The organism is Lunatimonas sp., from assembly GCF_020832325.1.
Classification (GTDB): Bacteria; Bacteroidota; Bacteroidia; order Cytophagales; family Cyclobacteriaceae; genus Lunatimonas.
Window position 1 is genome coordinate 312216 of the sequence record NZ_JAFIEU010000051.1, and the last position, 9564, is coordinate 321779.

The 9564-nt window shown below is 45.2% G+C and carries 10 protein-coding genes; all 10 read left to right on the forward strand.

All coding sequences use genetic code 11. The annotated features are described in order from the left end of the window. The first annotated feature begins 7 nt into the window (after positions 1-7). On the forward strand, positions 8-997 hold the full coding sequence (locus tag JJU34_RS21520; RefSeq protein WP_228694481.1) for a DNA-directed RNA polymerase subunit alpha: 990 nt from the start codon (positions 8-10) through the stop codon (positions 995-997). 6 nt (positions 998-1003) lie between these two features. Next, positions 1004-1555, forward strand: coding sequence for a 50S ribosomal protein L17 (rplQ, locus tag JJU34_RS21525; protein ID WP_228694482.1), 552 nt, complete (start codon positions 1004-1006; stop codon positions 1553-1555). A gap of 134 nt (positions 1556-1689) precedes the next feature. Further along, positions 1690-2781 carry a glutamine-hydrolyzing carbamoyl-phosphate synthase small subunit gene (carA, locus tag JJU34_RS21530; protein ID WP_228694483.1) on the forward strand — a complete coding sequence of 364 codons (1092 nt, stop codon included), beginning with the start codon at positions 1690-1692 and terminating at the stop codon, positions 2779-2781. Between the two features lie 19 nt (positions 2782-2800). Then, a complete protein-coding gene (gene eno / locus JJU34_RS21535) occupies positions 2801-4078 on the forward strand; it encodes a phosphopyruvate hydratase (protein WP_228694484.1) in 1278 nt (425 codons plus the stop codon). A 215-nt stretch (positions 4079-4293) separates the two neighbouring features. Then, on the forward strand, positions 4294-5415 hold the full coding sequence (locus JJU34_RS21540) for a 6-bladed beta-propeller (protein ID WP_228694485.1): 1122 nt from the start codon (positions 4294-4296) through the stop codon (positions 5413-5415). 197 nt (positions 5416-5612) lie between these two features. Continuing rightward, on the forward strand, positions 5613-6824 hold the full coding sequence (locus tag JJU34_RS21545) for a carboxypeptidase-like regulatory domain-containing protein (protein WP_228694486.1): 1212 nt from the start codon (positions 5613-5615) through the stop codon (positions 6822-6824). A 118-nt stretch (positions 6825-6942) separates the two neighbouring features. Further along, positions 6943-7230 carry a septum formation initiator family protein gene (locus tag JJU34_RS21550; protein ID WP_228694487.1) on the forward strand — a complete coding sequence of 96 codons (288 nt, stop codon included), beginning with the start codon at positions 6943-6945 and terminating at the stop codon, positions 7228-7230. Further along, the gene (locus JJU34_RS21555) at positions 7211-7786 is read left to right on the forward strand and encodes a hypothetical protein (protein ID WP_228694488.1); all 576 of its coding nucleotides are present in this window, start codon (positions 7211-7213) and stop codon (positions 7784-7786) included. The genes JJU34_RS21550 and JJU34_RS21555 overlap by 20 nt, the downstream gene beginning before the upstream one ends. A 27-nt stretch (positions 7787-7813) precedes the next feature. Further along, complete coding sequence (epsC, locus tag JJU34_RS21560; RefSeq protein WP_228694489.1) at positions 7814-8647, forward strand: serine O-acetyltransferase EpsC; 834 nt, start codon at positions 7814-7816, stop codon at positions 8645-8647. Between the two features lie 34 nt (positions 8648-8681). Further along, entirely contained in the window at positions 8682-9560 is an 879-nt protein-coding gene (gene cysM / locus JJU34_RS21565; RefSeq protein WP_228694490.1) for a cysteine synthase CysM, read from the forward strand. The last annotated feature ends 4 nt before the right edge of the window (positions 9561-9564 follow it).

A 9564-nucleotide genomic window follows, 5' to 3' on the forward strand; every position in this document is an offset into this window, starting at 1 on the left:
TATCGATATGTCCATATTAGCATTTCAAATGCCGGAGAAAGTGGTGATGGAAAAAGCAGATGATTTTCACGGTCTGTTTACGTTCAAGCCATTGGAAAAAGGTTACGGGGTTACTATTGGTAATGCATTAAGGAGAATCCTTCTCTCTTCCTTGGAGGGCTATGCGATCACTGCGGTAAAGCTACCCGGTGTAGTCCATGAGTTTTCCAGCATCGAGGGAGTAGTGGAAGATGTTACTGATATTATCCTAAATCTGAAGCAAGTAAGATTTAAAAAGCTGCATGAATCCATAGACGGCAAGATCACCGTGGAAGTAAAAGGCAAAGATGTCTTTACTGCCGGAGATATCGCCAAGTATACTTCTTCCTTTGAAGTTTTGAATCCGGATCTGATTATCTGTCATTTGGATGATTCTAAAAGCTTGGAAATCGAACTTACGGTTGAAAAAGGAAGAGGATACTTGCCAGCAGAGGAATCCAAGCCAAAAGAGCAGGTGTATGGCGTCATCCCAATCGACGCGATCTTCACTCCCATCAAAAATGTAAAATACCGTGTGGAAAACACCCGGGTGGAGCAGAAGACCGACTACGAGCAATTGGTGATGGAAGTTAGCACGGACGGGTCCATCCATCCGGAGAAGGCCCTTCAGGAATCTGCTAAGATTCTGATTCAGCATTTCATGTTGTTCTCTGATCAAACCATGGTAATCGATGCCCCAGGAAGTGGAGCCATCGAGCCTATTGATGAAGAATACCTGCACATGAGGAAGTTGTTGAAGACCTCTTTGAGCGATTTGGATCTTTCTGTCAGAGCTTACAACTGCCTAAAAGCGGCCGATGTGAAAACATTAGGTGATTTGGCTAGACTGGAGATTTCAGACATGATGAAATTCCGAAACTTTGGTAAGAAATCGTTGGCGGAATTGGAGCAGTTGATCCAGGAAAAGGGCCTTACCTTTGGAATGGATTTGTCTAAGTATAAACTTGATGAAGAATAAAATAAAATGAGACACGGCAAGAAATTTAACCACCTTGGAAGGACGGCACCGCACCGAAAGGCGATGCTTTCTAACATGGCTAGTTCGCTGTTCCTGCATAAGCGCATATCCACTACGCTGGCCAAAGCCAAGGAACTTAGAAAATACGTAGAGCCATTCATCACCAGGGCAAAAGAAGATACCACCCACAATAGAAGGGTAGTTTTCTCCTACCTACAAAACAAAGATGCCATAAAAGAACTTTTTGGCACGGTAGTCGAAAAGGTCGGAAACCGACCAGGAGGATATACCCGAATCATCAAAACAGGATTACGTCTAGGTGATAACGCCGAGATGTGTATCATTGAACTGGTAGACTTCAACGAATTGATGCTACAGGATGCTAAGCCTGCGAAGAAATCTTCTAGAAGAAGAAGCAGAAGAGGTGCGGGTAAGAGTGAATCAGAGGCCAATGTAGCAGCTCCCGTAGTGGAAGAGGCCGCTCCGGCTAACGAGGCTACTGAAGACCAAGCTCCTGAATCCGATGCTGATTCCACTGAGGAGAAAAAAGCGGAATAAGTTTGAGTATGTATGACTACATGCATTTTCGAAAGAGGGATTGGGCTTAGGTTCAATCCCTTTTTTGTATCCTTTCACCATTTATTCTATCACTTACTGATAAAATCCTTAAATTTGCCCATTCAAATTTCATCATGACAAGAAAAAAAGCAACACTTCTATTGGCAGACGGAATGGTCTTTCACGGTACACTCGTTGGAAAGGAAGGGACTAGTGGAGGAGAGATTTGTTTCAACACCGGAATGACCGGCTACCAAGAGATTTATACAGATCCCTCTTATACAGGCCAAATCATTGTAAACACCACTCCCCACATTGGAAACTATGGGGTGGTAGATGAAGAGGCCGAATCGGACAGGCCGCTGATTGCCGGTATCGTAGTGAATGATTTTTCGAACGTATTCAGCCGATTGGATGCCAAGCAATCGCTACAGGAATATCTTGAGGCCCATGGCGTCACCGGCATTGCAGACATAGATACCAGGCTCCTAGTGCGTCACATACGCTCCAAAGGAGCGATGAATGCCATCATAAGCTCTGAAATATCCGATATCGAGGAGCTAAAGGCGGAATTGGAAAAAGTACCCGACATGAATGGCCTGGAGCTGTCATCACAGGTTTCTACAAAAGAACCTTTTTTCTTTGGCGATGAAAACGCTTCTGTAAAGGTAGCCTGCGTCGACTATGGGATCAAGCGAAACATCCTTCGTTGCCTAGCTGAGCGAGGGGTTTACTGCAAGGTGTTTCCGGCCAAAGCCACTATTCAGGAAATGGAAGCTTGGGGTCCTGATGCCTATTTTCTATCTAACGGTCCCGGTGACCCGGCCGTGATGGATTACGCAGTGCATACCGCCCAAGATATTTTGGCATCTGGTAAGCCTCTTTTTGGAATCTGCCTAGGTCATCAGATTTTAGCCAGAGCCTGCGGGGTGTCTACCTATAAAATGCACCACGGACACCGTGGACTGAATCATCCCATCAAAAACCTGCTTACCGGCAACAGTGAGATCACCTCTCAGAATCACGGTTTTGTGGTTTCTAAGGAAGATATCGAAAAGAACCCGGATCTGGAAATTACCCACATACACCTCAACGATGGCACCGTTGCCGGGATACGCCTAAAGGGCAAGCCGGCATTTTCTGTGCAATACCATCCGGAGTCCAGTCCGGGTCCACACGACTCCAGGTACCTGTTTGACGAGTTCATTGCATTAACTAACCAGTAAAAAACAAACCTTTTATACTATGTCATTGATTCAAACTATTCACGCGAGACAAATTTTAGATTCTAGGGGTAATCCTACAATAGAAGTAGATGTGTTTACCGATTCAGGAGCTTTTGGCCGTGCAGCTGTTCCAAGCGGAGCTTCTACCGGAGTACACGAAGCTGTCGAATTGAGAGATGAAGACAAAAGTGTTTACATGGGTAAGGGTGTTTTGAAAGCCGTTGCCAATGTAAACGATGTGATTGCTTCCGAATTGGTAGGCTTCGATGTATTCGAGCAAAACCATATCGACCACCTGATGATCAGCTTGGACGGGACTAAGAACAAGTCCAAGCTAGGTGCAAACGCGATCTTGGGGGTTTCGTTGGCAGTAGCTAAGGCCGCAGCCATGGAATCGGGTCAGCCTCTATTCAGGTATATTGGCGGTGTTAACGCCAATACGCTTCCGGTTCCCATGATGAACATCCTGAACGGTGGTTCCCATGCAGATAATGCCATCGACTTCCAAGAGTTTATGGTGATGCCAGCAGGGGCAAAGAGTTTTTCAGAGTCATTGAGAATGGGAACTCAGATTTTTCATCACCTTAAGTCTGTCTTGAAAGCCAAAGGACTTTCTACAAATGTAGGGGATGAAGGAGGCTTTGCACCTAACCTGCGTTCTAATGTAGAGGCAGTTGAAGTGGTGCTTCAGGCCATAGAGAAGGCAGGGTTCCGTCCAGGTGAAGATGTATTCATCGCGATGGACGCCGCTTCTTCCGAGTTTTACGATGAAGAAAGAGGCCTATACGTATTTAAGAAATCTACCGGCGATGAATTGACTTCGCAGCAGATGTCTGATTATTGGAAAGACTGGGTGAACAAATACCCCATTATCTCCATCGAAGACGGCATGCACGAAGACGACTGGAACGGTTGGAAACTGATGACTGAGGCAGTAGGAGACAAGATTCAGATTGTAGGTGACGATTTGTTCGTAACGAATGTAGAGAGATTGCAAACCGGGATTGATCAGCAAATCGCAAATGCACTACTGGTGAAAGTGAATCAGATAGGTTCACTGACAGAGACGATCAATGCCGTGGATCTGTGTCACCGGAATAAATATAAGTCAGTGATGTCTCACCGTTCCGGTGAAACAGAAGACGCTACCATCGCAGACCTGGCTGTGGCGCTCAACACCGGACAGATTAAAACCGGATCTGCTTCCCGATCTGACCGTATGGCCAAGTACAATCAGCTTTTGAGAATTGAGGAGCAGCTTGGCGATGCCGCTTATTTCCCCGGTCTTAAGTTCTAAAATTAAAGAATGTATTTCGATCGTAAAAAGCTCCGAGTTTTTCGGAGCTTTTTTTATGCCTTTTTTTTAAATTATTAAAAAATTAGGCAAATTAAACAATCGATTTCATGTGCTTGTAATTTGTTCTTTAACGGTCACATGGAATCTCGCATGGTTTACAGTCATCCCAGTGTTTGACGGCTACGTCATGCTCGATTTCAACTAACCCAAAATGTATGCGCGTTATTCGCTTTTCTTTATATTTATCTATCCTGATTGCAGTGTGTACTTCCTGTGAATCCTCACCTAAAACTGCGGACCGCTCGCATATTGAGTTATTTAAGGTGAAAGAGGAAAGACTTCCTTTGGAAATAAAGGAGCTAATTCCTTTGGAAACTACGCCAGACAATTTACTCAGTGCCCAATCGGATGTTCGGTTTTGGAATGACGGATTCTTAATTTGGGAGAGTCAGCGTAGGGGAGATGTGCATCATTTTTTGGAAGATGGGTCCTATGCGGGAAAGGTATTGGAGGTTGGGGAAGGCCCAGATAAAGTGGCCCGAATATCCCATTTATTGCGCCCTACAAGCGATCTGGAAATTCTAACCGGACAGGGTATGGATACCGAACTTATCCGGTTTCCAATGCCAAAGGACACACCGGAATCCACCACATTGGGCGTTTTGGGCTTTTCTGCGGAATGGAGTCCATCCGGGCGCTTAGCGGTGTATGCCGGGCATAATTTACCGGTCTCGGACCATCGACTTTATTTGTTGGATGAGGAGGGGGGTATAGTCAGCCGGTTTTTGGAGAACGATTATTCCAACGAAATGATGCCGATCACAGGCATAAATCTTTATCCCTTTCCGAATAAATTGTTTTTCCACGATTCATTTGATCCGGTGATTTATGAAGTTGTAGGGGACACCATAGCACCCTATGTAACCTTTGATTTTGGACGCATGGCGATACCCTCTGAATTTTGGGAGGAAGATTTGATGGAGGCCTTTATGAAGCTGAATGAACGTGGATTTGCCGACGTCTATCGAATGCACGACAGTGAATCGTACAGTCTGTTTGAAATCTATGTTCAATCTATGGAAGGGGTCGAAAACCATCAGATCTTGCTGGATAAATCTACTAATTCCGTAAAGAAACAGGTTTTTCATCAGCACGGGTCCCATGTATTATACCAACCGGTAGGATTTCGTTCGGATCGGGAGTTGGTTTTTTTGGTGGAGATGAAGACGCTGAAGTCGGGTGTGGGGCAAATGGAATTGGCTCCAGGGCTGCGGGAACAGCTAGAGGGGTGGGCAGACGACGATAACCCGGTATTGATCGTGGCAGCTTTGCGTTAGGATACTCTTGTACTTGGTTCTACAAAAGCACCAATTATTCCCTATAAATGGCTATAAGATTGACCCTACATGTATGCCAAAGTTGCATTTCAAAAAGGAAGGAAGGAACTAACAGTTTAACGGACAAACTACAACCTACAATTTAACCTTCCGTAATATAGAAAAGGATGTACTAGATTCCTTTTTTCAATCAGGCTATGTTCAAACAGCTAGTAGCGGTATCGTTCGCTTTTTTTCTATCGATTGGCAGCAACTTCGGAATGGCCCAGCAGGTATCCATTACAGGGCGTATAGTTGATGGCACGACCAATGAGCCCCTTCCTTTTGCCTCCGTGTTCATCAACAATTCCATGCAAGGATCCGTAGCGGATCAAAATGGTCAGTTTGAATTGAAGGTGAATAAAGGTGTCTACGAAATTATTGTTTCCATGATGGGGTATGACAGACTGGTTTACCAAGCTGATTTTACCTCCAACCCTCCGACATACTTGTTTGAGCTTGCTCCGCTTGTTGTTGAATTGAAAGAATTGGAAATAAAGGCGGAAAGAAGCAGAGAGTGGTATGAGAACTTGAAAACATTTCAATTTTTTTTCCTTGGGAGCAGCGAGAATGGGATCCGAAGCAAAATTCTTAACCCGGAAGTGCTGGTCATAGACAGGCAAGAAAGTTCGCTAAAAGTCAGAAGTGTGGATTTTTTGGAAATTGAAAATCACGGATTAGGTCTACATATCAGGTACTTGTTATCATCCTTTCAATACGATATTGACGAGGGAATTTTCCGCTATATGGGATATCCCAGTTATATGGAATTCGATGGAGGTAAAAGGCACAAACTCAATAGATGGGCAAAGGCAAGGAAGAGAGCGTATTTAGGTTCTTGGATGCATTTTAAAAGAGCTCTCAGGGACGGTATAGTTAGTGAGGAAGGGTTTGAAGTGAGACGTATGGAATTGATTCCAAATCCGGACAGGCCTGATGATCAGACCATAGAAGAGGCGAAAAAACGCATGCAGGAAATACAGGAACTTCCGTATAGTTTGTTTAAAGATTCCCTTAATGCATTGATTGAGAAGGAGAAGCTACCTAAAACAATCGAGAAAGTGGAAGAGGACCTGTTGGCTTCCAATACCTACAGCCGTAACGTGGAGGGGGTCATTGAATTGGATTTTGAAAACTATCTTCAAATAACCTTTAAACATGCCAAACTCCCAAAAGAATATGTGAAGGGCTTTCATAGTGGCTACCGGCCGGTTTATGAAAATCCGGTTTCCAGCATTCACTTGATAGCTCCCCTCACCATTTACCCATCAGGTCAGGAATCGAATCCGTTAAACCTTCATTTATACGGATATTGGGCATGGCAAAAAATGGCAGATTCACTCCCTATGGACTTTTCATTGGAGGATTAATGGTAAATTCACATCGGTGGCTTCGCCGGAGGTGTCTTGGGTTTGATGATTTTATTCTCCTCTATTAACTGTTGGAATACCTTCATTGACTATATTTGTGTAAACATATAAGAAGGCGATGGGCAAATACCTGAAATACACCAAAAACTTCTACTTCATTTTTACCGTTTTATTTGTGGCTTGGATGGTCTTAATAGATACCAACGATATCGTAAGCCATATCAAGCTCCGTGCAAAGCTTCGCGATTTGGAGCGGCAAAAGGAGTTTTACTTGGAGAGAAAGGAGAAGGTGCAAAAGGATCGGGAAGAATTGATGAGCAATTACGAACTTTTGGAGAAGTTTGCCCGTGAAAGGTATTTGATGAAACGAAAATCGGAAGACTTATATGTTATTATCGAAGAATAGATTGACTGGTGGCAGACTGTTGCTATTGGTCATTAGCCTTACTATCCTGTCCTTTTCACAGGTGTTTGCCCAGCGTGAAATCTATCCGGAGGACAATCCCCCATTGTCTGAGAGGATGTACTTTGGGGGTAACCTGAGTCTTCAGTTTGGGACGATTACCTTCATAGATGTTTCACCCTTGGCGGGGGTCATGATCACGGAGAAGTACTCCGCGGGAGTGGGAGCCACCTATCAGTATTTCAATGACCGCTTTTTTAACTACAATTCCAACATTTATGGAGGAAGGATCTTTAATCGGTACAACGTCTTGCCACGGATATTTGCGCACGCAGAGTATGAGACTTTGAATCTGGAGGTAGCCAATCAGCTGCCCAATTCCAATGATATCGTGCTAACAAGAGATTGGGTTCCTGGATTTCTGGTAGGGGCCGGATATTTTTCACCGTTTGGCAATAGAGGAGGGATGAATTTTATGTTGCTTTATAACCTGACCCATGATAACTTAAGATCACCCTACCGTGAACCATATGTCATAAGAGTGGGTTTTGTATTCTAAAGCTATTCTTTCTATCCCCCCTTATGTATGAAATCGTTTATTGATCGCCTGCACCAGTCACACAACGATTGTCCGGGATGTCCATCGCCCAAGGTGATCAACCGTTTTTTTGAAGACATCCTTGGGTTACTCTTTCCAGAGCATGCCAATGAGGTGTTGAGGGAGCGTGGAAATTTGGAAATGAAGTACTTTGATCTTCAGGTGCAGTTAAAACGTATCCTTGCGAGGAACAATCAGCTTCATGCTGGAGACGGAGAGGAGCTTGCTGTTCGTTTTTTTGATTCCTTGGAGCAGGTATACGATCTTTTGCTGGAAGACCTGGAAGCGATCTTTTCCGGTGATCCGGCGGCGAAGTCTAAAACGGAAATCATCCGATGCTATCCTGGATTCTATGCAGTGGCAGCCTACCGTGTCGCACATTTGCTACATAAACTGGGGATTTTTCTAATCCCCCGGATGATTACGGAATACGCACACAGCCGAACAGGGGTTGAAATTCATCCCGGGGCAACGATCGGAAGACATTTTTGCATAGATCACGGGACGGGGATCGTCATCGGTGAAACAACCGTAGTAGGAGACCATGTAAAGATCTATCAGGGCGTTACCTTAGGAGCGCTTAGTGTAAACAAGGAGGATGCCGACAAAAAACGCCATCCTACCATTGAAGACGAGGTGATTATCTATGCTGGAGCCACTATTTTGGGCGGGGATACCGTGATAGGCAAGGGTAGCATTGTGGGAGGTAACGTATGGTTGACGAAGAGCATTCCTCCGAAAAGTAAGATATATTACCAGACCAAACTCTACGATGCCTCATCCAATCTGACCGATCTCTACGTACTCAAGAAGGACGATTGAAGTGGCAATTCCGTATGGCCAAACAAGTTACTGCATGAAATTAGTTGAGCTGATAGGCAATACACCGCTGATTGCCCTTGAAAATATCCCCGTTAATCCGGGTGTTAAGATTTTTTGTAAGTTGGAAGGTCAAAACCCTGGAGGGTCTGTCAAGGACCGTGCCGCTTACCATATGATTCGAAGAGCGATGGAGCGAGGAGAGATCCATAAGGGGTCTAGGTTGGTTGAAGCAACCAGTGGCAATACGGGCATTGCCCTTGCGATGGTGGCCAACTTGTTAGGCGTAGAGATGACCCTGATTATGCCGGACAATTCTACCAAAGAGCGGGTGCTCTCCATGGAGGCGTATGGGGCCAAGGTGATTCTTACCCCTGCCGAAAAAACGATCGAATATTCACGAACCCTGGCAGAGGAGATGGCTGCAAAGGAAGGGTACCACATGCTCAATCAGTTTGCCAACCCGGATAATTTTTGGGCACATTACCAAACCACAGGACCAGAAATCTACAGAGATACCGAGGGTAAAGTCACGCACTTTGTATCTGCCATGGGTACCACCGGGACCATTATGGGGGTGTCCCGTTACCTGAAGGAAAAGAACCCTAACATTCAGATTGTGGGAACCCAGCCTACGGATGGGTCCAGCATTCCCGGCATACGACGCTGGTCTCCGGAGTTTTTACCCAAGATATTTGAGGCAGACCGGGTAGACCGAGTTGTGGACGTAAGCCAAGAACAAGCCACGGCAATGACTCGGCGCATGGCCAAGGAGGAAGGCATCCTGGCTGGCATGAGCAGTGGGGGCGCCTTGTTTGCTGCATTAACGGTGGCAGCGGAATTGGAAGAAGGCGTGATTGTATGCATCACCTGTGACCGGGGAGACCGGTACCTGAGTTCAGATCTTTTTGGATAGAAAG